Annotated in this window: 22 protein-coding genes; 15 read left to right on the top strand and 7 right to left on the bottom strand. The window is 67.8% G+C overall.

What is annotated here, in order from left to right; genetic code table 11:
* Both map and A9976_RS27630 read right to left on the bottom strand, forming a co-directional pair.
* The gene (gene map / locus A9976_RS27635) at positions 1-807 is read right to left on the bottom strand and encodes a type I methionyl aminopeptidase (RefSeq protein ID WP_183021622.1); all 807 of its coding nucleotides are present in this window, start codon (positions 805-807) and stop codon (positions 1-3) included.
* Positions 804-1,079: a ParD-like family protein gene (locus A9976_RS27630; RefSeq protein WP_183021621.1), complete on the bottom strand. Its 276-nt coding sequence runs from the start codon at positions 1,077-1,079 to the stop codon at positions 804-806. The genes map and A9976_RS27630 overlap by 4 nt, the downstream gene beginning before the upstream one ends.
* Before the next feature lie 397 nt (positions 1,080-1,476).
* Here A9976_RS27630 and A9976_RS27625 point away from each other — a divergent pair, with 397 nt between their 5' ends.
* Positions 1,477-2,799, top strand: coding sequence for an NAD(P)/FAD-dependent oxidoreductase (locus tag A9976_RS27625; protein WP_183021620.1), 1,323 nt, complete (start codon positions 1,477-1,479; stop codon positions 2,797-2,799).
* Between the two features lie 16 nt (positions 2,800-2,815).
* Here A9976_RS27625 and A9976_RS27620 read toward each other — a convergent pair whose 3' ends face one another.
* The 5 genes from A9976_RS27620 to A9976_RS27600 all read right to left on the bottom strand — a co-directional run bounded on the left by A9976_RS27620 (position 2,816) and on the right by A9976_RS27600 (position 10,152).
* Positions 2,816-4,429 carry a phospholipase D family protein gene (locus tag A9976_RS27620; RefSeq protein WP_183021619.1) on the bottom strand — a complete coding sequence of 538 codons (1,614 nt, stop codon included), beginning with the start codon at positions 4,427-4,429 and terminating at the stop codon, positions 2,816-2,818.
* A 23-nt stretch (positions 4,430-4,452) separates the two neighbouring features.
* The gene (gltS, locus tag A9976_RS27615; protein WP_071956542.1) at positions 4,453-5,682 is read right to left on the bottom strand and encodes a sodium/glutamate symporter; all 1,230 of its coding nucleotides are present in this window, start codon (positions 5,680-5,682) and stop codon (positions 4,453-4,455) included.
* Between the two features lie 137 nt (positions 5,683-5,819).
* Positions 5,820-7,454: an alkaline phosphatase gene (locus tag A9976_RS27610; RefSeq protein ID WP_183021618.1), complete on the bottom strand. Its 1,635-nt coding sequence runs from the start codon at positions 7,452-7,454 to the stop codon at positions 5,820-5,822.
* 60 nt (positions 7,455-7,514) lie between these two features.
* The gene (locus A9976_RS27605; protein ID WP_183021617.1) at positions 7,515-9,113 is read right to left on the bottom strand and encodes a GGDEF domain-containing protein; all 1,599 of its coding nucleotides are present in this window, start codon (positions 9,111-9,113) and stop codon (positions 7,515-7,517) included.
* A gap of 58 nt (positions 9,114-9,171) precedes the next feature.
* Positions 9,172-10,152, bottom strand: a complete 981-nt coding sequence (locus tag A9976_RS27600) for an NADPH:quinone oxidoreductase family protein (protein WP_183021616.1) — start codon at positions 10,150-10,152, stop codon at positions 9,172-9,174.
* Positions 10,153-10,269: 117 nt separating this feature from the next.
* On the opposite strand from A9976_RS27600, the gene surE reads away from it, so the two are divergent.
* The 14 genes from surE (at position 10,270) to bamB (ending at position 24,525) form a co-directional block, all read left to right on the top strand.
* Positions 10,270-11,073: a 5'/3'-nucleotidase SurE gene (gene surE / locus A9976_RS27595; RefSeq protein ID WP_013801165.1), complete on the top strand. Its 804-nt coding sequence runs from the start codon at positions 10,270-10,272 to the stop codon at positions 11,071-11,073.
* Positions 11,070-11,858, top strand: a complete 789-nt coding sequence (locus A9976_RS27590; protein WP_183021615.1) for a protein-L-isoaspartate(D-aspartate) O-methyltransferase — start codon at positions 11,070-11,072, stop codon at positions 11,856-11,858. Before surE ends, A9976_RS27590 begins: the two co-directional genes overlap by 4 nt.
* A 13-nt stretch (positions 11,859-11,871) precedes the next feature.
* Positions 11,872-12,750, top strand: coding sequence for a peptidoglycan DD-metalloendopeptidase family protein (locus A9976_RS27585; RefSeq protein ID WP_012206826.1), 879 nt, complete (start codon positions 11,872-11,874; stop codon positions 12,748-12,750).
* The gene (locus A9976_RS27580; RefSeq protein ID WP_183021614.1) at positions 12,750-13,820 is read left to right on the top strand and encodes an RluA family pseudouridine synthase; all 1,071 of its coding nucleotides are present in this window, start codon (positions 12,750-12,752) and stop codon (positions 13,818-13,820) included. The genes A9976_RS27585 and A9976_RS27580 overlap by 1 nt, the downstream gene beginning before the upstream one ends.
* Positions 13,821-13,930: 110 nt before the next feature.
* Complete coding sequence (scpB, locus tag A9976_RS27575; protein WP_183021613.1) at positions 13,931-14,740, top strand: SMC-Scp complex subunit ScpB; 810 nt, start codon at positions 13,931-13,933, stop codon at positions 14,738-14,740.
* A complete protein-coding gene (locus tag A9976_RS27570; RefSeq protein ID WP_183021612.1) occupies positions 14,737-16,140 on the top strand; it encodes a pseudouridine synthase in 1,404 nt (467 codons plus the stop codon). The genes scpB and A9976_RS27570 overlap by 4 nt, the downstream gene beginning before the upstream one ends.
* Before the next feature lie 169 nt (positions 16,141-16,309).
* Positions 16,310-16,735, top strand: a complete 426-nt coding sequence (gene ndk / locus A9976_RS27565) for a nucleoside-diphosphate kinase (protein WP_183021611.1) — start codon at positions 16,310-16,312, stop codon at positions 16,733-16,735.
* A gap of 92 nt (positions 16,736-16,827) precedes the next feature.
* The gene (rlmN, locus tag A9976_RS27560) at positions 16,828-17,952 is read left to right on the top strand and encodes a 23S rRNA (adenine(2503)-C(2))-methyltransferase RlmN (protein WP_034396288.1); all 1,125 of its coding nucleotides are present in this window, start codon (positions 16,828-16,830) and stop codon (positions 17,950-17,952) included.
* Between the two features lie 49 nt (positions 17,953-18,001).
* Positions 18,002-18,862: a type IV pilus biogenesis/stability protein PilW gene (pilW, locus tag A9976_RS27555; RefSeq protein ID WP_183021610.1), complete on the top strand. Its 861-nt coding sequence runs from the start codon at positions 18,002-18,004 to the stop codon at positions 18,860-18,862.
* Positions 18,855-19,862 carry a RodZ domain-containing protein gene (locus A9976_RS27550; RefSeq protein WP_183021609.1) on the top strand — a complete coding sequence of 336 codons (1,008 nt, stop codon included), beginning with the start codon at positions 18,855-18,857 and terminating at the stop codon, positions 19,860-19,862. The genes pilW and A9976_RS27550 overlap by 8 nt, the downstream gene beginning before the upstream one ends.
* Before the next feature lie 2 nt (positions 19,863-19,864).
* Complete coding sequence (gene ispG, locus A9976_RS27545) at positions 19,865-21,148, top strand: flavodoxin-dependent (E)-4-hydroxy-3-methylbut-2-enyl-diphosphate synthase (RefSeq protein WP_183021608.1); 1,284 nt, start codon at positions 19,865-19,867, stop codon at positions 21,146-21,148.
* 185 nt (positions 21,149-21,333) lie between these two features.
* On the top strand, positions 21,334-22,593 hold the full coding sequence (hisS, locus tag A9976_RS27540; protein WP_220808920.1) for a histidine--tRNA ligase: 1,260 nt from the start codon (positions 21,334-21,336) through the stop codon (positions 22,591-22,593).
* Between the two features lie 70 nt (positions 22,594-22,663).
* Positions 22,664-23,347: a tetratricopeptide repeat protein gene (locus A9976_RS27535; RefSeq protein ID WP_183021606.1), complete on the top strand. Its 684-nt coding sequence runs from the start codon at positions 22,664-22,666 to the stop codon at positions 23,345-23,347.
* A gap of 20 nt (positions 23,348-23,367) precedes the next feature.
* On the top strand, positions 23,368-24,525 hold the full coding sequence (bamB, locus tag A9976_RS27530) for an outer membrane protein assembly factor BamB (protein ID WP_183021640.1): 1,158 nt from the start codon (positions 23,368-23,370) through the stop codon (positions 24,523-24,525).
* Positions 24,526-24,536 lie beyond the last annotated feature (11 nt).

The raw sequence follows: 24,536 nt of genomic DNA, 5'->3' as shown, positions 1-24,536 counted from the left end.
TCAGATGGCCGCGTAGCTGCCCGTGCCCTCGGGCCAGCGCGTGAGCACGTCGAAGCCCGTGTCGGTCACCACCACCATGTGCTCCCACTGGGCGGACAGCGACTTGTCGTTGGTGATCACCGTCCAGCCGTCGGCCAGTTCGCGCGTGGCCGCCTTGCCGGCGTTGAGCATGGGCTCGATGGTGAAGATCATGCCGGCCTCCAGCACCATGCCCTGGCCGGGCTGGCCGTAATGCAGCACCTGGGGGTCGTCGTGGTAGACCTTGCCGATGCCGTGGCCGCAGTACTCGCGCACCACGCTGAAGCGCTCGCGCTGGGCCACGGTCTGGATGGCATGGCCGATGTCGCCCAGCGTGGCGCCGGGGCGCACGGCGCGGATGCCGGCCAGCAGGGCCTCGTAGGTGGTCTCCACCAGGCGGCGCGCCTGGTTGGAGGGCTGGCCCACGTAGTACATGCGGCTGGTGTCGCCGATCCAGCCCTCGGGCGTGGTCACGGCCACATCGACATTGAGGATGTCGCCATCGCGCAGGATCTGCCGGGCGTCGGGGATGCCGTGGCAGACCACGTGGTTGGGCGAGGTGCAGACCGTCTTCGGAAAGCCGTGGTAGCCCACGTTGGTGGGCACGCAGCGCAGTTCATCGACGATGAAGTCATGGCAGAGCCTGTCCAGGTGCTCGGTGCTGACGCCCGGCTGCACGTGGGGCACCAGCATCTGCAGGACGCGGGCGGCCAGGCCACCGGCCTTGCGTGATTGCCCGATATCGAGGGCATCGTGCAGCGGCACGCTGCGCAGCTTGGCGCCCCTCATTGCAGGCCTCCCGACAGGCGCACGGGGCGCGGGCGGCGTGCCGCCGTATCGGTGGGGGCTGGCGCCGCCTCGGGCTCGCCCAGCTTCAGCGTGGCCGCAGCCTCTTGCAGCAGCAGGGCGCAGATGCCTGCGTAGTCGAGATGGGGATGGTGTTCGGCCAACTGGCCGACACGCAGCCAATGCTCGGCCTGGGCGTTGATGGATCGACCCAGGGCCGCGCTGGACAGGCGGATCTGGTCGTGCAATTGGTCGGATATTTTGACGATTCCCATGGGTTGGCGATCATACGGGGAATATACGTTTCGTATATTGACAATCGCAAATCGCGGGCCTGGCGGCGGGGAATTCGTGCAGGCCTGCAGATGCAGGCCGTCGTATCGTCGGCAAGGTTGCGCGACGGACGGTGCGAATGCTCTTGTGTTGATAGCGCAGTGACCAGGTCCGGCTGTCCATACGGCAGGAATGAGGTTTTTCCTGAAGCGCAGTCCTGTACAAGACCCGGCCTTGCGCGATCGCCGGTCTTCTATCAGATATCTGTTGCAGATCTGGGGCTTACCCCTAGCAAGTCGCCTGCTACCCAAACTGACAAGAATCAAGACTGTCTGGAAGCGAATGGCCTGCAAGCCGGCGCATGGTGCGGCCGGCCGGGCCTTCCGGCAGGGAGCAGCAATGGGCAAGGAACAAGAAGCGGGTTCGGCAACGGGATCGGGCGGGGCGCGCATCGTCGTCGTGGGCGGCGGCGTGGCGGGGCTGGAGATTGCCACGGCGCTGGGCAAGGGGCGCACGGAGGCCATCGGCTCGGTGACCCTGGTGGACAGCGATTCGGCCCATGTCTGGAAGCCCATGCTGCACACCATTGCGGCCGGCACGCGTGACCTGGCCCAGCAGCAGACCACCTACCTGGCCCAGGCCAGCGACGCCAGCTTTGCCTACCAGCCCGGCGAAATGTGCGGCCTGGACCGCGAGGCCCGCGAGGTGCTGCTGGCCCCCATCGAGGCGCCTGATGGCCGCGAGATCGTGCCGGGCCGGCGCATTGCCTATGACCGGCTGGTGATCGCCGTGGGCAGCGGCGCCAATGATTTCGGCACGCCGGGCGTGGACGAGCACTGCTTCATGATCGACTCGCGCCGCAAGGCCGACGCCTTCAACAGCGAGATCCGCCTGCGCATGGTGCGCTGCATGACCAGCGGCGAGCAGCTGCGCGTGGCCATCGTGGGCGGCGGCGCCACGGGCGTGGAGCTGGCGGCCGAGCTGGTGCAACTGGCCGAGAGCGCCCGGGCCTACGGCGCGCTGGGCGAGGCCGCGCGCTTCGGCATCGTGCTGATCGAGGCCGGGCCGCGCCTGCTGCCCGGTTTTCCCGAGGAGATTTCCGAAGCCACGCGCCTGCGGCTGCAGGCCCTGGGCGTTTCGGTGATCGTCAACGGCCGCGTGCAGTCGGCCAGCGAAGAGGGGTTCGTGCTGGCCAGCGGCGAGTTCGTCCCCGCAGGCCTGCGTGTCTGGGCGGCGGGCGTGAAGGCCCCGGCCTTCCTGGCGCAGCTGGGACTGGAGACCACGCAAGGCAACCAGCTCAAGGTCAACGGCCAGTTGCAGACCAGCGACCCGAATGTCTACGCCGTGGGGGATTGCGCCAGCTTCACCCTGCCCGGCGCCAGCGTGCCGCTGCCGCCCACCGCCCAGGTGGCGCACCAGCAGGCCCGCTATCTGGTGGAGACGCTGCCGCGCCTGCTGCAGGAGCCGGGTTTCCGCCCCGAAGGCTTTGCCTACCGAGACTTTGGCGCCCTGGTGTCGCTGGCCCACTACGACGCCTATGGATCGCTGGGAAAATTCGGCCTGTTCAACGGCGGCGTGATCCGCGGGCGCATGGCCATGCTGAGCCACATCATGCTGTACCGCTCGCACCAGGCCCGCATCTACGGCTTTTGGCGCGGCGGGCTGCTGTGGCTGATCGATTTGATGAATTCGCGCCTGCGCCCGTCGATCCGGCTGGACTGAGCGGCCGGGCCCGGCATCAAAGCAGCCCCTCGATGGGCAGCCAGCCCAGCACGCGCAGCATCAGGCGCTTGAATGCACTGCTGCCGGGCTCGGTGGTGGTGGTGAGTGGCTCAGGCGGCGTGCCGCTTTCCGTGGTCCAGCTCAGGCGGCCCTGTGCATCGATCTGCACATGGTAGGCGGCCGCTGGCAGGCTCTGGTAGAGCATGCGGCTCATCTGCGAAGCCATCTCGGGGCTGTCGATCAGCAGGCCCATCTCGGTGTTGAGGTGGGCCGAGCGCGGGTCGAAGTTGAACGAGCCCACGAAGATGCGCTCGCCATCGACCGCAAAGGTTTTGGCATGCAGGCTGGAGCCAGAGCTGCCAGGGCGGCTGCCCGAACCCAACCCCGCTTTCCCTGCCGATGCTGCAGCGGGCGAACGCGGGCTCGGGTTGGGTTCCTCGCCCTCTGCGCCGATCTGCCGACGCAGCTCGTACAGCTGCACGCCTTCCTCGATCAGCGGGCGTCGGTAACGGGCATAGCCGGCGTGGACCACGGCCACGTCGGTCGCCTCCAGGCTGTTGGTGAGCACGCGCACGGCAATGCCCTGGCGGCGCAGGCCGGCCAGGGCGCGCACACCGGCCTCGGTGGGCACGAAGTAGGGCGAGACCAGGTCCAGCTGGCGCTGCGGCTGGCCGATGGCGGGTGCCAGCTGGGTGATCAGCAGCCCCTGCCTGGGCGCCTGGCCCAGCACCTTGGCCGGGTCGTCGCTGACCAGGGTGGCGCGGGCCCATTGCAGTGGCAGGCGGCCGGCCAGCAGCTCTTGCGTGAACGGGCTTTGCGCCACGGCGCGCACATAGGCCTGGGCCTCGGGGCGCTGCACCTCGGTGGCCAGGGCCTCGCTGGCGCGCGCCACCGCATAGTCGGGCAGCGGCGGCAGCAGGCTGGCCACGGGGTAGGCCGAGGCGCTGGCCCAGTACTGGTCGAACGAGTGCGCGATATCGGCCACCACCGGCCCCATGGCGACCACGTCCAGGTCGGCGAACAGCACGCCGTCGGTGGCTGCGAAGTACTCGTCGCCGATATTGCGTCCACCCACGATGCTGGCCTGGCTGTCGGCCGTGAAGCTCTTGTTGTGCATGCGCCGCTGCGTGCGCGAGAAATCCGTCACATAGCCCAGCGCCTTGGGCGTGCGCTGCGCAAAGGGGTTGAACAGCCGCACCTCGATCTGCGGATGCCGGTCCAGCGCGCCGAGCTGCGTGTCCAGCCCCGCCGTGCCGCCGTCGTCCAGCAGCAGGCGCACGCGCACGCCCCGGTCGGCGGCCTGGCGCAGTTCGTCAAGCAGCAGGTGGCCCGTGGTGTCGTCACGCCAGATGTAGTACTGCACATCCAGCGTGCGCTGGGCCACGCGGGCCAGCAGGGCACGCGCCGCGTAGGCGTTGCGTGCATCGGAAAGCGCGTGGATGCCGGTGAGCCCCGGATGCTGGTCCAGCAGCGGTGCCAGCGCCTGGCCCAGCAGCGTGGCCTGGGCGGCCTCTGGCGCCAGCGCCGTGGATTCGCTGCGGCCGGCCAGCGGCGGCAGGCTGCAGCCTGCCAGCAGCAGGGTCAGGACGAGCGCCTGGGTGGTGGCAAGGGCGCGGCGCAGCAGGGGCATGGTGCGTTCGGTGTTCGCAGTGGTCAGTGCAGCCAGCGGATGAACAGCTGGATCACCGTGGCATTGACGATGTCGACGAAGAAGGCGCCCACCATCGGCACGATGAGGAAGGCCTTGTGCGAGGGGCCGTACTGGTTGGTGATGGCCTGCATGTTGGCCACGGCCGTGGGCGTGGCGCCCATGCCGAAACCGCAGTGGCCGGCGGCCAGCACGGCCGCATCGTAGTTGCTGCCCATGATGCGGAAGGTCACCAGCGCGGCATACAGGCCCATCACCAGGGTCTGGGCCGCCAGGATCACCATCAGCGGCGCCGCCAGCCCGGCCAGTTCCCACAGCTTGAGCGACAGCAGGGCCATGGCCAGGTAGATGGACAGCGAGGCATTGCCGAAGACGTCGATGGCCCGGTCGAATACCTGGAAGTGGAAGACATAGTCCAGCGTATTGCGGATCACCACGCCGCCTGCCAGCGCCCAGACGAAGGTGGGCAGGGAGAACAGGGTGCCGGCGGTGAACTGCGCCATGAACTCGGCAAAGCCCAGGCAGCCTGCGAACAGGGCCAGTGTTTCTATGGCCGCGCTGGTGGTGATCAGGCGCGTCTGCTCGGGATTCTCGAAGCCGCCGTGGCTTGCACTTTCGCCCAGCGGGGGCTGTTTTTCGGGGGCGGCTGCGGGGTCGTGCACGGCAAGCCTGCGGCGCGTGATCAGGGCCTTGGCCAGCGGGCCGCCGATCAGGCCGCCGATCACCAGTCCGAAGGTGGCACAGGCAATGCCCAGCGTGACCGCACCCTGGATACCGTATTCGCGCTCGAAAACCTGGCCCCAGGCGCCTGCCGTGCCATGGCCGCCCGTCAGGGTGACGGAGCCTGCGATCAGCCCGAACAGCGGGTCGAGCCCGAGCATCGTGGCCAGGCTCACGCCCACCAGGTCCTGCAGGCCGATGAAGACGGCGACCACGGCCAGGAACAGCAGCAGCGAACGGCCGCCTTCGCGCAGCTTGGCGAAATTGGCGCTCAGCCCGATGGACGAGAAAAACACCAGCATGAAGGCCATCTGCAGCTCGCTGCTGAAGCTGAAGGTGTAGCCCAGGGCCTGGTTGAGCACGAACAGGGCGACGGCGACCACCAGACCGCCGGCCACGGGCTCGGGGATGTTGAATTCGCGCAGCAGGCGCAGGTGCTGCACCAGCCATTTGCCCAGCAAAAGGACGAGGGCGGCGAAGATCAGGGTGTAGTAGGCGCTGAAAGTCAGGTGCATGGCTTCCGTGTTCCGGTGGGCGGGGCAAGGCAGCTCACCATACGATAGGCGGCATGCCGGGGGGCGATGTCAGGATAGCCGCTGATTCCCAGGCCTGCTGAAAGTGCCCTTCGGTCGTGCCCTGCGTCAGTGCCCTGTCAGCTGGCTACGGGGCCGGGCCGCCTGTCCTCGACGGTGAAGCGGGCCAGCGTGTAGATGCGGCTGTCGGCGCGCATGGGATTGGCCACGGCACGCAGCTCGCTGGTCCAGCGTTCGGGCGTGATGTCTGCCAGGCCATAGCCGCGTTCCTCGCAGCGTGCGTACAGCACCTGCGGGTTGTGGGCGGCGATGGCATCGACCTTGGCCTGTGTGGTGCCGCTGCGCGAGGTGATCGAGGTGCTGCAGAACTCGCTGGCCACGATGGGGTTGCGCCGTTCGGGCGCGGCCTCGGGATCGGCGTGCACGGCACAGACGTAGTTCTGGTGCAGGTCGCCGCCCAGCAGCACGCTGTTGCGCGGCGTGGGCTGGGCGCCCGGCGTGAGGTGGCGCACCAGGCGCTGGCGCGCGGCCGGGTAGCCGTCCCAGCTGTCCGTGGCCTGCGATCCCGAGGGCGGCCGGTGCGCCGACAGCAGGGTGGGCTGGGCCAGGATGCTCCAGCGCGGCCCCTCGCTGCCCTGGTGGCGTGCGTCCTCGGCCAGTTGGCGGTACAGCCACTGCTCCTGGGTCCAGCCCAGGAAGCTGCGCGCCGTGTCCGACAGGGCGGCACATTGCGCAGGGCGCACGCTGCCCTTGTCTGCCTCGCCCTCGGTGCGGCAGGCCTGGGCGCTGCGGTACTGGCGGCCGTCCAGCAGATGCAGCCGGGCCAGCCGGCCCCATTGCAGGCTGCGGTACAGCTGCAGGCCGCCGCCGCCATGCGATGCCCCGGCGCCCGTCAGCGCGCTGGCACGCAGCGGCATGTTTTCGTAGAAGGCCTGCCAGGCGGCCATGCGCCGGGCCAGGAAACGCGCGGCATCGCCCTGGCCCTGGTCGCCCGCGTAGTTGTTCTCCACCTCATGGTCGTCCCAGCCCACGGACCAGTTGCACAGGGCGTGCGCGGCCTGCAGCAGCGGGTCGCTCTTGTGCAGCGCGTAGCGGTCGCGGTAGTCCTGCAGGGTCTGCGCGGCGCGCAGGCTGTGCGTGCGGGCCAGGCCCAGCGTCATGGCGGGCGTGGCGTATTCGTAGATGTAGTCGCCCAGGAAGATCACCAGGTCCGGCGCGTCCTGTACCACCTGGCGCCAGGCTGCGTAGTAGCCGTGCTCCCAGCGCTGGCAGGAGGCATAGGCCAGGCGCAGGCGCTGCGGCATGCTGCCGGGGGCGGGCGCCGTGCGGCAGCGGCCCGTGCCACTGACCGCCTGTCCCAGCATGAAGCGGTAGTGGTACCAGCGGTCGGGCGCCAGTCCTCCCACCTGCACATGCACGCCGTGGCCCCATTCAGGCTGGGCCATGGCCTCGCCGCTGCGCACGATCTGGCGGAACAGCGGGTCGTGGGACAGCTCCCAGCGGATCTTGAGCGCAGGCATGGCCGTGGTATCGGTCTCGCCCAGCTGGGCCAGCGGCGGCGTCAGCCGCGTCCACAGCAGCACGTTGTCGGGTTCGGGGTCGCCGCTGGCCACGCCCAGCGTGAAGGGGTTGTGCGCAGGCCGCTCGCCCAGCCGGGCCCAGGCAGGCAACTGGCCCAGCGCCGTGGCCAGGCCCGAGCCGACCAGAAACTGGCGCCGCGGTGCAGGGACGGAGGCGCTGAAGGGCAGGTGCATGGCGGTTCGGGGCAGGTGGCGCAAAAAAGCGGGGAAAGACGGGGCTTGGCCTGGGGTGGATCAAAGGCCGGTGCCTGCATTTCCAACTGGCTGCCATTGTGCGCCTGATGCCGTGGCAATGCAGCGCTTGCCGCGCTCCTTGGCCTGCAGCATGGCGGTGTCGGCGCGGCGCAGCACGTCCATGCCGTTTTCGTGGCTTTGCAACTGGGCCACGCCCGCGCTGAAGCTCAGGGGCCGGGGCGCGGGCTGGCCGGGGGGCTGCGCAGATGCGGGCAAAGGCGCCTGCTCCAGCAACTGCAGAAGGCGCTGCAGTGCCTGGGCGCCCGCCGTCTCCGGTGTCTGCGGCAGCAGCAGCACGAAGGCCTGGCCTTCGTAGCGGCCCACCACGTCTTCCGGCCGCAGTCCCTGGCGTGCCAGCTGGGCCACATGCACCAGCGCGGCATCGCCCATGGCATGCCCCAGTTCGGCATTGAGGGCCTGCATGCCGTCCATATCGACCAGGGCAACGCTCAGCGGCTGGCCATGGCGCTGTGCGCGTGCCACCTCGCGGTCCAGCGCCTCGCTCACGCCCAGGCGGTTGAGCTGGCCGGTCAGCGGGTCGTGGCGTGCGCGGCGCGCGGCCTCGTCCAGCTCCTGCTGCAGTGTTTCGATGCGGGCCTCGCAGGCATCGACATGGGTGCGCAGCGCCTGCAGCTCCTCCTGGGCCACGCGGCTGCCGGCGGCCATGGTGCGCGTGGCCTCCAGCACCTGCTGCAGCAGCGGGGCTGCGTCTTCCAGGCGCTGGATGCCGTCCAGCTGGCGTGCCGCCTCTTCCATGCGGGCGCCCAGCGTTTCGTTGCTGCTCGTGATCTGCGCCAGGTGCTGGACGAAGCCGCCCAGCATGTCCCTGAGCGCCTGCTGCGCGGCGGCCATGCCGTCCTGCAACTGCAGGCGCCGGTGGATCACGGTCTGCAGCTCGCGCCGTGCATCGGCCAGGGGCGCGGGCGACAGCGGCGGGGTGATGGCCTGCTCGATGGCCGTGAGCTGCTGCACCAGCCAGCTGCCATGCGTGGGGTCCTGGGCCAGGTGCTGCACCAGGGTCTGCAGCAACTCCTGCATCAGCTGCAGGACCTGAAGCTGGTCGGCGATGGAGAACGTCAGCGGGTAGTGCTGGTCGTGCAGGCGCCGCGCCAGGGCCTTGGCATCCACGGGCGGCGACTGCAGTTGCTCCATCAACTGCTGGTGCAGTTGCCCGGTTTTGGCGTCCTGGGTGTCCAGCAGCGTGGACAAGGCCTCGAAGCGCCGCGCCAACTGCTGGGTCAGGTCGTCGGGCAGGGCCTGGACGGGCGGCGGCACGGGCAGTTCCACGGGCCTGGTCTCATGGGTGGGCGGCTGCAGGGCTGCGTTGGCATAGGCGGTGATGACCTGCTGCAGCCCTTGCCAGTCGCTGCGCTCTATGGCGGCACCCAGCTGGTCGCGCAACCGCTTTTGCCCGGGCGTCTGCGCAGGCAGCAGCGCGTGGACGTGGCGCAGCGGGCCCTGGGGAAAGCTGGCGGGGCCGGGCTCGCCGGCCGCCTGTTCATAAAGGCGGGTGTAGTTTTCCGGGGTGGGCGGCAGGCGGTTCAGCGCCAGCTGCCGCAGGGTTTCGCGTGCCAGTTCGGAAGCGGAGCGCTCGGCCATGGGTGGGCAGTTGTTTCAGAATGCAATGCCCTCCAGTGTGGCATGGCCAGCGCCCGGTTCACTGCTCGTTGACCATCACCAGCTTGCCCTGCACCTGGCGCGATCCCATGCGCGCATAGGCGGCGTGCAGCTCGGCCATGGGCATGGTGCGGTCGATCACGGGCTTGATCTTTCCCTGGCCGTACCACTGCGCCAGCTCCTGCATCATGGCCGCGTTGGCCTTGGGCTCGCGCCGGGAGAACTCGCCCCAGAAGACGCCCACCAGCGATGCGCCCTTGAGCAGCGGCAGGTTCAGCGGCAGGGCAGGAATCGGGCCTGCGGCAAAGCCCACGATCAGATAGCGGCCGCGCCAGGCGATGGAGCGGAAGGCCGGCTCGGCGAAGTCGCCGCCCACGGGGTCGTAGACCACGTCGGGGCCCTTGCCGTCGGTGGTTTGCTTGATGGCGGCGCGCAGGTCGCCCTGGCTGTAGTTGATGGTGGCGTCGGCGCCCTGTGCCTTGCACAGCGCGCATTTCTCGTCGGTGGAGGCCGCCGCGATCACACGCGCACCCGCTGCCTTGGCGATCTGGATGGCGGCCGTGCCCACGCCGCCCGCCGCGCCCAGCACCAGCACGGTCTCGCCCGCGCGCAGCTGGCCGCGGTCGATCAGCGCATGGTGCGAGGTGGCATAGGTCATGATGAAGGCCGCAGCATCGACGAAGCTGAAACCGTCTGGCAGCGGCATGCAAAGCGCGGCCGGCGCCAGCGTATGGGTGCCGAAGCCCCCGGTGCCCGACAGGCAGGCCACGCGCTGGCCCACGCTCAGGTGGCTCACGCCTTCGCCCACGGCCTGGACCACGCCCGCGTATTCCGAGCCCGGCACGAACGGCAGCTCAGGCTTCATCTGGTACTTGTTCTGCACGATCAGCAGATCGGGAAAGTTCAGGCTGGCCGCCTTCACTTCGAGCAGTACCTGCCCCGGGCCCGGCGTGGGCGTGGGCAGCTGCGTCCACTGCAGTTGATCGACGCCTGTGGGCGTGGTGCAAAGCCAAGCGTGCATGGTGGTTGTCTCCTGTGATTGAATGCCTGGCCGATGATAGGAGTGTGGTGGGAATGCCTCCTGTCCCTCGGGCGACGAGACGCCCGCCTACAATCGCCCGCAATCCCCGCTGTATCCATGAAGATTCTCATTTGTAACGACGACGGCTACCAGGCGCCCGGCATCCAGGCCTTGTACGAGGCGCTGCGCACGGTGGCAGACGTCGAGGTGGTGGCACCGGAGCACAACAACAGTGCCAAGTCCAACGCCCTGACGCTGAACGCGCCGCTGTATGTGCACCAGGCCCACAACGGCTTTCGCTATGTCAATGGCACGCCGGCGGACTGCGTGCACATCGCCCTGACCGGCCTGCTGGGCTACCGGCCCGACCTGGTGGTCTCGGGCATCAACAACGGCGCCAACATGGGCGACGACACCATCTATTCCGGCACCGTGGGCGCCGCCATGGAGGGCTTTCTGTTCGGCATTCCCTCCATTGCCTTCTCCCAGGTGGACAAGGGCTGGTCCGAGATCGAGGCCGCTGCCGCCGCCGCGCGCCAGCTGGTCATGGACATGCAATCGCAGGAACTGATCGGCCTGTCGCCCTGGCTGCTCAACGTGAACATTCCCAACATGCCCTTGTCCGCGCTCAAGCCCCTCAAGCTGTGCCGGCTGGGCCGCCGCCATGCGGCCGAACGCGTCATCACCCAGGAGAGCCCGCGCGGCGAAATGATGTACTGGATAGGCAGCGCAGGCGCGGCCAAGGATGACTCGGAGGGCACGGACTTCCACGCCACGGCGCACGGCCATGTGTCCGTCACGCCGCTGAAGGTGGACCTGACCGACCACGACAACCTGGGCTACTGGGCACAGACGGCGGCCAGGCTGGCGTCGGCCGGCCAGGGCGTGCAGGCAGCCCAGGGCGGGGCGGTGCAGCCGTGAGCGAGCGCCGTCCCGGAGTTCCCTCGTGGGTGGCGCGCTCGGTGCAAACCCCTGCGCCGACCTCGCGCGCGGCGCCTGCGCGCTCTGCGCTGGCGCCGGCCGGTGCCCGTGCCCCGCAACAGCCTTCGGGCATCGGCCTGGACTCGGCCGCCGTCCGCGCCCGCATGGTGCAGCGGCTGGCTGCCACCGGCATACAGTCGCCGGCCGTGCTGGCCGCCATGGGGTTGGTGGAGCGCCACCGCTTTGTGGACAGTGCCCTGGTCAATCAGGCCTATGAAGACACCAGCCTGCCGATCGGCCTGGGCCAGACGATCTCCAAGCCCAGCGTGGTCGCCCGCATGACCGAGCTGCTGCTGGGCTCGGAGGCCGCGAAGTCGGGGCTGGGCCGTGTGCTGGAAATCGGCACGGGCTGCGGCTACCAGGCGGCGGTGCTGGCGCGCGTGGCACGCGAGGTCTATTCGATCGAGCGCCTGCGCGGCCTGCACGAGAAAGCGCGCAGCAATCTGCGTCCCTGGCGGCTGACCAATGTCCATCTGATCTTTGGAGATGGCATGGAAGGCTATGGCAGCGGCGCGCCGTATGCGGGCATCATCTCGGCCGCTGGCGGCGAGAGCATGCCCTCGGCCTGGTGCGACCAGCTGGCCGTGGGCGGGCGGCTTGTCGCCCCCATGGTGGTTACGGGTGGTAAGCAGGCACTGCTGGTGATTGACAAGAGTTCACACGGGTTTACGCAGTCGATTTTGGAGGCCGTGAACTTTGTCCCCCTAAAATCGGGCATCGCCTAGAAGGGAATAACTTATGTTGGTATCGCGAAGTCTTGGGGCTTGGGGAACGGTGGTGCTGGCCGGCATGGTTCTGGCAGGCTGCACATCCCAAGTGAACAGGGCTCCCGTGGAGGACCGTGGAACGACCACCACCTCCTCCACCTCTTCCTCGCCATCGGCAGCCGTCAAGCCGCTGCCCGGCGTCGAAAACGCCGGCAAGCCCGGCTACTACACGATCAAGCCCGGTGACACGCTGATCCGCATCGGCCTGGAAACCGGCCAGAGCTGGAAGGACATCGCGCGCTGGAACAATCTGGAGAACCCCAACCTGATCGAAGTCGGTCAGGTGGTGCGCGTCGTGCCGCCGACCAGCTCGGACAGCGTCGGCACGCGCCCCTCGTCCACTGCCTCCTCCACGCCCAGCGGCTCGCCCGTGGTGGCGACGCCGCTGCCGCCCGTGGCATCGTCGGGCGGCTCCACTGCAACGCCTGCACCCGCACCGACCCCGGCACCCGCCCCTGCACCCGCAGCCGGCAAGGGCGCCGACGATGTGGACTTCATCTGGCCTGCATCGGGCAGCCTGATCGCCGGCTTTGACGAGGCGCGCAACAAGGGTTACGACATCGCAGGCAAGGCCGGCGATCCCGTGATGGCCGCTGCCGATGGCCGCGTGGTCTATGCCGGCGCCGGCCTGCGTGGCTATGGCAACCTGATCATCCTCAAGCACAACAACACCTACCTCACGGCCTACGCGCACAACCAGACGCTGCTGGTCAAGGAAGACCAGACCGTGCGCAAGGGCCAGAAGATCGCCGAGATGGGCAGCACCGACGCGGACCGCGTGAAGCTGCACTTCGAGGTGCGTCGCCAGGGCAAGCCTGTCGATCCTTCGCGCTACCTGCCTTCGCGCTGATGAGCCGCAGCACCAGGCAAACCGGACAAGCCCCTGCCCCGCAGGGGCTTGTTTCTTCTGCGCCCGGCGAATCGCCGTGGGAGCCGGTCGAGGACGAGGCCGAAGGCGGCGAGGTCGAGGCCGCCGCGGCCGAGCTGCGCGAGATCACCGTGCCCCCGGCCCAGCACGGCCTGCGCGCCGACAAGGTGCTGGCCGAATGCGTGGCCGAGTTCTCCCGCAGCTATCTGCAGCAACTGCTGGCGCAGGGCGCGGTCACGCTCAACGGGCGTGTGCTGGTCAAGCCGGCCACCAAGGTGGCCGCCGGCGACCGGATGGTGCTGGAGATGCGGCCCACGCAGCAGAGCATGGCCTTCCAGCCCGAAGACATGGCGCTGGACGTGGTGTATGAGGACGAGCACCTGCTGGTCGTCAACAAGCCGGCGGGCCTGGTCGTGCACCCGGCCCCGGGCAATTGGACGGGAACCCTGCTCAACGGCCTGCTGGGGCGCGACCCCAAGGCGCGCGAGGTGCCGCGCGCCGGCATCGTCCACCGCCTGGACAAGGACACCAGCGGGCTCATGGTGGTGGCGCGCAGCCGCGCCGCCATGGACGCGCTGGTGTCCATGATCGCCGCGCGCGATGTCAGCCGCCAGTACCTGGCACTGGCCCACAAGGCCTGGGGCCCGCGCAAGCGCCGCGAGGTCGATGCGCCCATCGGCCGTGACCCGCGCAACCGACTGCGCATGGCCGTTGTCGACCTGGCACAGCATGCGGGCAAGACCGCGCGCACCGACATCGACCTGCTTGCCGGCAACGAGGAAGTCAGCCTGGTGCGCTGCACGCTGCACACGGGCCGCACCCACCAGATCCGCGTGCACATGGCATCGCTGGGCCACCCGCTGGTGGCCGATGCCGTCTACGGCGGCAAGGAGGCAGGCGGCATGGCGCGCCAGGCGCTGCATGCCTTCCGGCTGGCCTTCACCCATCCCATGACAGGCCAGGCCCTGGTGCTGCGCGCGCCGCTGCCGCCCGATATGGCACAGGCGCTGGAAAATTGGGGGCTGAGCTACAATCCCGCCGAAAGCCTCTGACCATCTCTCGCATGGCATCCGTGGAGCGCTTGCTTCCTCTTCTTTGATTCGGCGCACCCTGGCTGCCACCTCTGGTGGCACGCGCGCCTTTGTTCCCGAGACGCTGAGCCATGAATACGGTAGATGCCAAGCGGGTCCTGGAAACTGCATTGATCTGTGCGCCGCAGCCTGTCACGCTGCGTGAGCTGCGCTCGCTGTTCGATGACGTGCTGGGCTCCGACACGCTGAAGGACCTGCTGCTGGACCTGCAAAAAGACTGGGCGCAAAAGGGTGTGGAGCTGGTGCAGGTGGCGTCTGGATGGCGCTTCCAGAGCCGGCCCGAGATGCGGGTCTATCTGGACCGGCTGCATCCCGAAAAGCCGCCACGCTACACCCGCGCGACCCTGGAGACGCTGGCGATCATCGCCTACCGCCAGCCAGTGACGCGTGGCGACATCGAGGACATACGCGGCGTGACGGTCAACAGCCTGCTGATCAAGCAACTGGAAGACCGAGGCTGGATCGAGGTGATCGGCCACCGGGAGACCGTGGGCCGGCCGTCGCTGTTTGCCACCACGCGCCAGTTTCTGGACGACCTGGGCCTGCAGTCGCTGGACCAGTTGCCCATGCTCGAGGAGCCCGAATCCCAGCAAAGCCTGTTCAAGGCGCTGGAAGAGTCGGGTGCGCAGGAATTGGTAGCGGACGAGGCCGCGCCAGCCGGTGACGCTCCTCTGCCCGAAGAGCCCCCGGGCGAGACAGATGCCACGGGATCGGACGGGGCAGATGCCGCAATGGCAGCAGATACGGCTCAAGCGGATACAGCAGACCTGGCGGATGCGGCAGACGCAGCGGACGCGGCAGAGACAACAGATACAACGGATACAGCGGATACAACGGATACGGACGGCGCTGCAAAGCAGGCCGAAGAAGGAAAGCCATGACGGGTAGTGATATCTCCAAAGACCAGGACGCCCAGCCGGCGTCCGATGAGGCCGGCGCGCAGCGCAAGGCCCGCCCCGCGCGCTCGCGCGCTCCCAAGGCCGGGTCGCGGCCCGGCGCCAAGCCTGTGCGCAAGCCGCGTCCGGCCGCCGAGGCGGTGCATGCCGAAGACACCGTGCAAGAGCTGGCGCCGGCTGATGCATCAGAGTCAAGCGACTCAGGGTCTGTCGAAGGCTACGGTTTTGCGGACGTCATCTCGGGCGAGCTCGACGCGGCCGAAGAGCGCGACGATGCTGCGCCTGCCAAGCGCGTGCTGCTGCCCCAGGTCGATTCGCCCAAGCTGCACAAGGTGCTGGCCCAGGCCGGGCTGGGATCGCGCCTCGAAATGGAGCAGCTTATTCTGGAAGGCCGCATCTCGGTCAACAACGAGCCTGCCCACGTGGGCCAGCGCATCCAGTTCGGCGACCAGATCAAGGTCAATGGCCAACCCATCCGTTTTCGCATCGACCCGCCGCCGGCGCGTGTCATCGCCTATCACAAGCCCGTGGGCGAGGTCGTCACGCATGACGATCCGCAAAACCGTCCCACGGTGTTCCGCAAGCTGCCTCGCCTGCAGCATGGCAAATGGCAATCGGTGGGCCGCCTGGACCTGAACACCGAAGGCCTGCTGCTGTTCACCAGCTCGGGCGAGCTGGCCAACTCCCTGATGCACCCGCGCTTCGGCCTGGAGCGCGAGTACGCAGCCCGCGTGCTGGGCGCGCTCAGCAAGGAAGAAAAGCAGCGCCTGACCGACGGCGTGCAGCTGGAAGACGGCGTGGCCGCCTTCGGCTCCATCGAGGACGGCGGTGGTGAAGGCGCCAACTGCTGGTACCGCGTGACCATTTCCGAAGGCCGCAACCGCGAAGTGCGCCGCATGTTCGAGGCGGTGGGCCATGCCGTGAGCCGGCTGATCCGCATCCGCTACGGCGCCATGGTGCTGCCGCGCGGCCTCAAGCGCGGCGCCTGGGTGGAGCTGGATCAGGCCGATATCCAGTCCCTGGCTTCGGCAGCCGGCATGCAGGCGCGTGCGCCCGCCGCACCCAAGCCACCGGCCGGAGGCCGCCGTGGTGGCCCGGCCGACCGCAATACCGTTCGCCGCGAAGGCGGCGGCCGCTACTTCGACGGCAATCGCCCGGCGCCCAACGCCATGCTCGACGGCCCGCGTGCCAAGCCTGCCGCCAAGGGCGGCAAGGCTGACGGCGGCCAGGGACAGGGCAAGGGGCAGGGCGGTGCAGGCGGTCGGGGCAAGGGCGGCGGCAGCCAGCAGCCCGATCCGATGCGTACATCGGTGGGCTACATCGGCTCCGACAGCCTGTCGCGTGCACGCCAGAACGCCAAGCGCAAGCCGGGAGGACGCCGCTGAAAGGCGGCCGGGCCGTCCGCCTTCTGGTTCATCCGGAGGTGGTCGGCCCGCCCTGTAAGCCTGCCATTTGGCAGCACCATGTCATCAAGGACTTTGATGGCACAGCTAGAATCAACGGTTTTGTCCAATTGACAAAAATCCATAGTAACCCTGATTAGGAACCATTCAAATGGCCATCGAACGCACTCTTTCCATCATCAAGCCCGACGCCGTTGCCAAGAACGTGATCGGCCAGATCTACGCACGCTTCGAAGGCGCTGGCCTGAAGGTCATCGCTGCCAAGATGGTGCACCTGTCGCGCGGCGAAGCCGAGCAGTTCTACGGCGTCCACAAGGAGCGTCCTTTCTTCAAGGACCTGGTGGACTTCATGATCTCCGGCCCCGTGATGATCCAGGCTCTGGAAGGCGAGAACGCCATCCTGAAGAACCGCGAACTGATGGGCGCCACCGACCCCAAGAAGGCTGAGAAGGGCACGATCCGCGCCGACTTCGCCGACAGCATCGACGCCAACGCCGTGCACGGCTCTGACGCCGCTGAAACTGCAGCCGTGGAAGTGGCTTTCTTCTTCCCCGGCATGAACGTCTACTCGCGCTAATCCCCGCGTCTTCCGCGGCCGTCATGGTCTGTCCGGTGCAGGCCGTGCCTGCCGCGGAAGAGCCGAGAGCGGCGTGGCACCGGCCTGCCGACATGAATACCAATTTGCTAGATTTTGATCTCGACGGACTGGCCGCTTACTGCGAGCAGCTCGGCGAGAAGCGTTTCCGCGCGACGCAGCTGTTCCGCTGGATCCACCAGCGAGGCGCCAGCGACTTCGACCAGATGAGCGATCTGGCCAAGTCCCTGCGCGAAAAGCTCAAGGCGTGTGCCCACATCACGGCCCTGCCGGTTCTGACCGAGCATGTGTCTGCCGATGGAACAGTCAAGTGGCTGTTCGACGTGGGGGGCGGCGATGCCGTCGAAGCCGTTTTCATTCCCGAAGATGACCGGGGCACGCTGTGCGTGTCGTCCCAGGCGGGCTGCGCCGTGGGCTGCCGCTTCTGCTCCACGGGTCACCAGGGCTTCAGCCGCAACCTCAGCACGGGCGAGATCCTGGCCCAGCTGTGGTATGCCGAGCATGCGCTGCGCAAGCGCCTGGGCACGGGCGGCGAGCGCGTCATCTCCAACGTGGTGATGATGGGCATGGGCGAGCCGCTGCAGAACTACACGGCCCTGGTGCCGGCGCTGCGCGCCATGCTCGATGACCATGGCTACGGTCTCTCGCGCCGCCGCGTGACCGTGTCCACATCGGGCGTGGTGCCGATGATCGACCGGCTGTCCCAGGACTGCGCCGTGGCCATGGCCGTGTCGCTGCATGCGCCCAATGACGAGCTGCGCGACCCGCTGGTGCCATTGAACCGCAAGTACCCCATCCACGAGCTGCTCGATGCCTGCGAGCGCTACCTGGAATTCGCGCCCCGTGACTTCATCACGTTCGAATACTGCATGCTCGATGGCGTCAATGACCAGCCTGAGCATGCGCGCCAACTGATAGAGTTGGTCCGCGCGCGTGGCGATGGCCGCAGCTGGTGCAAGTTCAACCTGATTCCGTTCAATCCGTTCCCGGCCTCGGGGCTGCTGCGTTCACCCGCAGCGCGGGTGACGGAGTTCGCCAGCCTGCTGAGCAATGCCGGCATCGTGACCACGGTGCGCAAGACACGTGGCGACGACATCGACGCAGCCTGCGGACAGCTGGCTGGCGATGTCAAGGACCGCACGCGCGCTGCCGAGCGCATGGCCAGGCAGCGCACCATTGTTCTCAAGCAGGTGCCTTGAGAAGACCTGGGGCATGCCTGGCATGCCCCGACGGAACAAAGGACAGTTCATGAAGTCAGTGGCTCGGCGGCTGCGAACGGGGGAAATCGGTACAGGCATGCGCTGGGCGGTGCCCGCGCTGGTTCTTGTCTTGGCGGGCTGCGCGGGCAAGCAGCCCTTGGTGCCTCCGGCGAATTCTGGCTCCGGCAACGCTTCCTCCGTCTCCAATGCCTCGATGGCTTCTGCCGCCGAGGTCGATCCTCGCCGCCGCGCGAGCATCCGCCTGGAGCTGGCGGCTTCCTATTTCCAGGCTGGCCGCATCGATGTGGCCCTGGAGGAGGTGAACCAGGCGCTGGTCTCCGACCCCGCTTCCGCCGATGGCTACGGCCTGCTGGCCCTGATCTACATGCGCAACCAGGACTGGGACCAGGCCGATGCCAGCCTGCGCAAGGCGATGTCGCTGCGACCCCAGGACGGCGACCTGCAGCACAACTACGGCTGGCTGCTGTGCCAGCGCAAGCAATACGTGCAAGCCCAGGAATGGCTGGACAAGGCCCTGGCCCAGCCCGGCTACCTGGAGCGCCCCAAGACCTGGATGGCCAAGGGCCTGTGCCTGCAGCAGGCCGGCCTTCTGGTCGAGGCCCAGCAGGCGCTGCTCAAAGGCTATGAACTCGATCCCGCCAACCCGGTGATCGCCTACCACCTGAGCAACGTGATGCTGCAGGGCGGGGACGCCAAGAGGGCGCAGTTCTACATCCGGCGCCTGAACAGCAGTCCCCAGTCCAATGCGGAAAGCCTGTGGCTGGGCGTCAAGATAGAGAGGGCGCTGCAGCAATCTGCAGCGATGCGGCAGCTGGCTGACCAGCTGCACCAGCGCTTCCCCGAGTCCCGCCAATGGCTGGCCTACGAGCGTGGAGCATTCAATGAGTGAGGTGTTGGCGGTGCATGACGAAGCAGGTACGCAAGGCGAGAATGCCCAAACTTCCATGACGGCGGGCACGCTGCTGCGCCAGGCGCGCGAGGCGGCAGGCCTGTCGCTGGCCGGGCTGGCGGCGGCGCTCAAGGTGCCGGCCCCCAAGCTGGAGGCCCTGGAGGCGGATGACTATGCCGCATTCCAGGACCATGTCTTCATGCGGGCCCTGGCGCAAAGCGTCTGCCGCACGCTGCGCGTGGACTCGGCCTCGGTGCTGGCCCTGTTGCCGCGCACCCAGCTCAAGAGCCTGGCCGACGATCGCGGCAGCATCAATGCCACGTTCAAGGAACGCTCCTTCAAGGTCACAGGAACACCGCTGGGCCGCGAAAACGGTTCGCGCAAGGTGGCCATCATCGTGCTGCTGCTGCTGGCCGCTGCCGCTGCCGTGTACTTCCTGCCCAGGCACGAAGGCGACGCCGAAGAGCCGCAGGCCGGCGCTTCCGATGCCGCAGCCCTGGTGCAGCCTGCAGGGGCTGGGTCCGAGCCCGTGGCGGTCCAGGAGTCCGTTGCGCCTGCTGCGACGGCGCCGGCCGATGTGCCTGATGCATCTGCATCTGCATCTGCATCTGTACCGGCAACTTCAGCTCCTGCAGCGGCAGCCGTTCCGGCCCCTGCGTCCACCACAACGCCTGCTGCCCCTGCTGCTGCGACAGCCCCTGCCGCCGATGCGCCTGCCGATGGCGCAGCAGCGACATCGACAGCCACCGCGGCGCAAACGCCTGGTGGCGTGCTGGTCATGAAGGCCAACGCACAATCGTGGGTACAGGTGAAGGATTCCGGTGGCCGCGTGGTGCTGCAAAAGACGCTGGCGGCCGGTGAATCCATTGGTGCCGAGGGCGCGCTGCCGCTGTCGGTCATCATCGGCAATGCCAGCGGCACCGAGGTGCGTGTGCGTGGCGAATTGCTGGAAGTCGCCAAGACCACCCGCGACAATGTGGCCCGCTTTGAGGTGAAGTGACCGTGCAAGATCTCCCCATCACGCAGCAGCCGATAGCGATTGCCTCGCCGCTGCCGCGCAAGTCCCGCCAGGCCCGTGTGGTCTGGCGCAACAACGTCGTCACCGTGGGCGGCGACGCGCCTGTGCGCGTGCAGTCCATGACTAACACCGATACGGTGGACGCGGTCGAGACGGCCATCCAGGTGCGCCAGCTGGCCCAGGCCGGCTCGGAGATGGTGCGCATCACCGTCAACACGCCCGAGGCGGCCGCCGCCGTGCCCTATATCCGCGAGCAGCTCGACCGCATGGGCGAGTACGTGCCGCTGGTGGGTGACTTCCACTACAACGGCCACCGCCTGCTCACCGAATATCCTGCCTGCGCCGAGGCACTGTCCAAGTACCGCATCAACCCCGGCAACGTCGGCAAGGGCGAGAAGAAGGACAAGCAGTTCGGCCAGATGATCGAGGCGGCGGCCCGCTACGACAAGGCCGTGCGCATCGGCGTCAACTGGGGTTCGCTGGACCAGGAGCTCATGGCGCGCCTGATGGACGAGAACTCGCGCCGCGCCCAGCCCTGGGATACGCGCCAGGTCATGTTCGAGGCGCTGATCTCCTCGGCCGTCGATTCCGCGCGCCTGGCCGAGTCCATGGGGCTGAACGGCGACAACATCATCCTGTCGTGCAAGGTCAGCGGCGTGCAGGACCTGATCTCGGTCTACCGGGCCCTTGCGCAGCGCTGCGACTATGCACTGCACCTGGGCCTGACCGAGGCCGGCATGGGTACCAAGGGCACGGTGGCCTCGGCCGCCGCGCTGTCCGTGCTGCTGCAGGAAGGCATTGGCGACACCATCCGCGTCTCGCTCACGCCCCAGCCCGGCGAGGCCCGCACCCAGGAAGTTGTGGTCGCCTCCGAAATCCTGCAGTCCCTGGGCCTGCGCATCTTCGTGCCCAGCGTCACGGCCTGCCCTGGCTGCGGCCGCACCACCAGCACCACCTTCCAGGAGCTGGCCAAGCAGATCGATGACTACCTGCGTGGCCAGATGCCGCTGTGGCGCATGAAGTATCCCGGTGTCGAGGCGATGAAGGTGGCCGTGATGGGCTGCATCGTCAACGGTCCCGGCGAGAGCAAGCACGCCAACATCGGCATCAGCCTTCCCGGCACGGGCGAGGCACCCGCCGCCCCCGTCTACATCGACGGTGAAAAGGCGCTCACGCTGCGCGGCGAGCGGATTGCCGAGGAATTCCAGGCACTGGTCGAGAACTATGTGGCGCGCACCTATGGCGCCACCGCCGCTGCGCCCGCCTGAGCGGCTGCGCCGGGCATTGCAGTTATTGCAAAATAGATAGCGCACCACGCTTTTCCTCATTGGCTCTCACGCGGAACAGACGTTGAGGGCATGGGGCGAAAAAAGCGGGGTCAGCGCCTGTTTCCGAGCATTCATCGAACGAGAACAACGTGGCCAAACCCGAAAAACTCTCCGCCGTCAAAGGCATGAACGACATTCTTCCCGCCGAGTCCGCTCGCTGGGAATGGCTGGAAGCGCAGGTGCGTGAATTGATGGCGCGCTTTGCCTACCGCAACGTGCGCACGCCCATCGTCGAGCATACGCAGCTGTTCGTTCGTGGCATAGGCGAGGTGACGGACATTGTCGAGAAGGAGATGTACTCCTTCGAGGACAAGCTCAACGGCGAGCGCCTGACGCTGCGCCCTGAAGGCACGGCCAGTCTGGTGCGCGCCACCATCGAGAACAATCTGCTGTACGACGGCGGCAAGCGCATGTGGTACATGGGCCCCATGTTCCGCCACGAGCGCCCGCAGCGCGGCCGTTACCGCCAGTTCCACCAGATCGGCGCCGAGGCCCTGGGTTTTGCCGGCCCCGATGTCGATGCCGAGCTCATCATGCTGGCCGTTTCCCTGTGGAAGCAGCTGGGCCTGACCCAGTGGCGCCTGGAAATCAACAGCCTGGGCCAGCCTGAGGAGCGCCAGGCGCATCGCCAGGCCCTGATCGCCTACCTGGAGCAGCACCAGGACGTGATGGACGAAGAGGCCAAGCGCCGCATGTACAGCAATCCGCTGCGCGTGCTGGACACCAAGAACCCCGCCATGCAGGAAATGGTCAACGGCGCGCCGCGCCTGCTGGACTTCCTGGGCGAGGGCTCGCTGGCCCACTTCGAAGGACTCAAGGCCATCCTGGACGCCAACGGCGTGCCATGGACCGTGAACCCGCGCCTGGTGCGCGGCCTGGACTACTACAACCTGACGGTGTTCGAGTTCATCACCGACATGCTGGGCTCGCAGGGCACCATCTGCGCCGGAGGCCGCTACGACTACCTGATCGAACAGGTGGGCGGCAAGAGCGCGCCTGCCGTGGGCTGGGCGTTGGGCGTGGAGCGCGTGCTGGAACTCGTCAAGGAGCTCGGCACCGACATTCCCGCACCCACGCTGCATGCCTACGCCATCGTCCCCGACGTGGCCGCCATGCCCGTGGCGCTGCGCACCCTGCAGCAGCTGCGCGAGGCCGGTGTGCGCGTGCAGATGCACGCAGCCAGTGCCGAAGGCATGGGCAGCATGAAGTCGCAGTTCAAGAAGGCGGATGCCAGCGGCGCGCATTTCGCGCTGATCTTCGGCTCCGATGAGCTGCAGCAGGGCCTGGTCACCGTCAAGTCGCTGCGCGACGGCGCAGGCCAGCAGGTGCAGCAAGCCCTGGCTGATGCGGCCCAATGGGCTGCCACCCTACAATCGGCGGTTTGACCAGCATCCGCAGCTTTTCAAGCGACCGCTCCAGCGGCGACCTCCATACATAAAGCGACACAGGCGATCCATGGCAAACCATTTCGATCTCGAAGAACAAGAGCAGATAGAGCAGCTCAAGCATTTCTGGAATACCTGGGGCACGTTGATCACCGGCGTGCTCGTGGTCATCTTCGTCGGCTTTGCCGGCTGGAATGGCTACCAGTACTGGGAAAAGCGCCAGGCCACGCAGGCCGCCGCGCTGGCGCATGCCGTTGACGTGGCGCTGGCCGGCAAGGACGCGGCGCGCGCCGGCCAGGCCTTCGCCGATCTCAAGGACAAGTACGCAGGCACCACACAGGCGGCCCAGGCCGGCCTGCTGCTGGCCAAGGCTGCAGTGGACGAAGGCAAGCTCGATGACGCCAAGGCAGCCCTGAGCTGGGTGGCCGACAAGGGCGACGAAGGCTACAAGGCCCTGGCCAAGCTGCGCCTGAGCGCCGTGCTGGAGCAGCAAAAGCAATACGACGAAGCCCTCAAGGCGCTGGAAGGCAGCATGCCCGAATCCTTTGCCGGCATCGTGGCCGACCGCCGTGGCGACATTCTCGCGGCCCAGGGCAAGCAGGCCGAGGCCATCGACGCCTACCAGCGCGCCCATGCCGCCCTGGACAAGGGTATGGACTACGGACGCCTGATCGAATTCAAGCTCAACGCCCTGGGCGCCGAGCCCACCGTGCTGGCACAGGCCAAGACGTCGACTTCGGAGAAGCAACCTTGAAAACCTCGGCTGATCAATTGATGGCGATTTCGCGCCCGCGCGGCGTGGCGCGCTGGATGGCTCTGGGCCTGCTGGCCGGTGCCCTGGGTGGATGCTCCACGGTGTCCTCGTGGTTCAGCAGCGACACCAAGCCCAAGCCCCAGGAGTTGGGTGCCAACCCCGGCCTGCTGGCCGTGCACCAGGCCTGGACGGCCAGGCTCGGTGCCGAAGTGCCACTGGCCACCGACATCCATGTGCAGGGCGATACGCTGCTGATCGCTGCCAAGGATGGCAGCGTCACGGCCCTGGACGCACGCAACGGCAGCCAGCTGTCGCGCTTCACCGTGGGCGAGCCGCTGACCGCAGGCGTGGGCGGTGATGCCGAGCGCCAGGCCGTGGTCACGCGCAGCAACCAGATCATCGTCTACTCGCAAGGCAAGCAGCTGTGGAAGCAGCCGCTGTCCGCAGCGGCCTACACGCCGCCTCTGGTGGCGGGAGGCCGCGTCTTCGTGCTGGCAGCCGACCGTTCGCTGGCCGCATTCGATGCCGCCAACGGCCGCAAGCTGTGGACCGCGCAGCGCCCGGGCGAGCCCCTGGTGCTGCGCCAGCCCGGCGTGCTGATCGCCGTGGGCAACACGCTGGTGGCCGGCCTGTCGGGCCGCATGGTGGGTATCGATCCCGACACCGGCGCCGTGCGCTGGGAGGCTCCGCTGGCCAGCCCGCGTGGCACCAACGACGTGGAGCGCCTGGTGGACCTCGTGGGCCGCGTCAGCCGTGTCGGTGACAGCGTCTGCGCGCGTGCCTTCCAGGCGGCCGTGGGCTGTGTGGATACGCAAAACGCATCGGTGCGCTGGACCCAGCCATCCAAGGGCGCCGATGGCATCGACGGCGATGGTGATTCCGTGTTCGGCGCCGAGAGCAATGGCACCGTCCAGGCCTGGCGCCGCGGCGACGGCTCGCGCGTATGGTCCATCGACCAGCTGCAGCATCGCCGCCTGACGGCGCCGTTGATGCTGGGCCGCTCGGTGGTGTTTGGTGATGACTATGGCGTGGTGCATCTGCTGTCCAAGACGGACGGACAGGCGCTGGCACGATTGAAGACGGACGACTCCGGCGTGGCCTCGCCCCCGGTATCGGCTGCCAATACGCTGGTGGTGGTAAGCCGCAGCGGAACTGTGTACGGCTTCAGGCCGGATTGATAGGTATTTTC

The organism is Delftia sp. UME58, from assembly GCF_014170385.1.
GTDB classification, from domain to species: Bacteria; Pseudomonadota; Gammaproteobacteria; order Burkholderiales; family Burkholderiaceae_C; genus Comamonas; species Comamonas acidovorans.
The sequence above is the reverse complement of the archived record's forward strand: the minus strand, read 5'-3'. Positions and strand labels throughout refer to the sequence as shown.